The 1,246-nt window shown below is 30.0% G+C and carries 1 protein-coding gene; it reads left to right on the forward strand.

The genetic code is table 11. The annotated features are described in order from the left end of the window. The first annotated feature begins 223 nt into the window (after nucleotides 1-223). Complete coding sequence (locus KDK67_RS14085; RefSeq protein ID WP_250869475.1) at nucleotides 224-1,072, forward strand: restriction endonuclease; 849 nt, start codon at nucleotides 224-226, stop codon at nucleotides 1,070-1,072. The last annotated feature ends 174 nt before the right edge of the window (nucleotides 1,073-1,246 follow it).

The following is a 1,246-nucleotide window of genomic DNA, read 5'->3' on the forward strand; positions in this document are numbered from 1 at the left end:
GATTAATATCTTTTACAAACCAAGGCGATGATAAACCAAGAGCAATTTGAAGGAGTTCTTTATCTTCCATAATGATTGAATTGGAAGGTATGAATATTAAATTACCCACTCAATGTTGATGAGATCCATATTTTTGTATAAAAGTTGTTTTCAAGTATTTCAAAGAAAAAGAAATCCCAATCTTTCAGATACATTTTTAAGTTAGACACTTTGTTAAATATGTATGCCACGAAAAGGGAAAGAATTAGAAGAAACTGTTTCTTTGTTACACAAGATATTATCAAATGATAAGTATGAAATTAAATCTCCTGATTTTATAATTGATAAAATTACTGGACAAAAAAGAGAAGTAGATATTTCGATTAAACTAAACGCTGGGTCTATTCCTTTAACAATAATTATAGAATGCAGGGATCGGAATTCCAAACAGGATTCAATGTGGATTGAGCAATTAGTGACAAAATGCATGAATCTCAATGTTCAAAAAGTAATAGCTGTTTCGTCTAATAATTTTACAGAACCTGCAAAAACAATGGCCAAACATAATGGCATCGAAACACGTATTTTAAATCAAATCAATAAGCAAGATATTGAATCTTGGTTTTTAGGCGACTCTCTGGAAATAATGATTAAACGTAGTGAAATTGTAAATATGCCTTATTTTGAATTAGTTGATTATGATGGCAATGACCTTAAATTCGAGGGCACTGATAATATATTCTTGTCAAGTGGTGATGAATTTAGTTTGAATGAAATTTTTAATAGAGAAGTAATTGTAAAACAAGATCAAATTTACAATGATGTCCCTGAAGATGGGAGTCGAATTCAAAAAACCATTGATTTTATTGACGAAGAACATACATACAAGATGAAGACATCTGAAACTAAAACATACCAACTAAAAGGATTTACCGCAGAGTTTTATTTATGGAAGGAACTTAAAAAAATTCCAATTTCAGAAATATACCGATATAGTGATTCAGTTACTACTTTTCTTGAAGGTATAAAATTTTCAGATTTTGAATTCAATGGAGGAAAACTCCAAATAAGTCTTGTCAAGCGTTTTGAGTAAAAATATTAGTAACTATTCAGCCTACCTATCGTCAATCCTGTATGACCGACTATAATACAAAAAATTAATTTGCAACCCTAAAATCAAACAATCGTTGGAACAAATGGCTTTCCATCGATTGCATCTTGAATAGCTTTCATCACAGAAAGTTGATTCTTCTTAACAGTAGAAATG

The sequence above is a fragment of the Methanococcoides seepicolus genome (genome assembly GCF_023684405.1).
GTDB lineage: Archaea > Halobacteriota > Methanosarcinia > Methanosarcinales > Methanosarcinaceae > Methanococcoides > Methanococcoides seepicolus.

Bases quoted from the DNA above. Each gene is read 5' to 3' on its own strand.
- KDK67_RS14085 (WP_250869475.1), top strand. From the start codon at position 224: ATGCCACGAAAAGGGAAAGAATTAGAAGAAACTGTTTCTTTGTTACAC.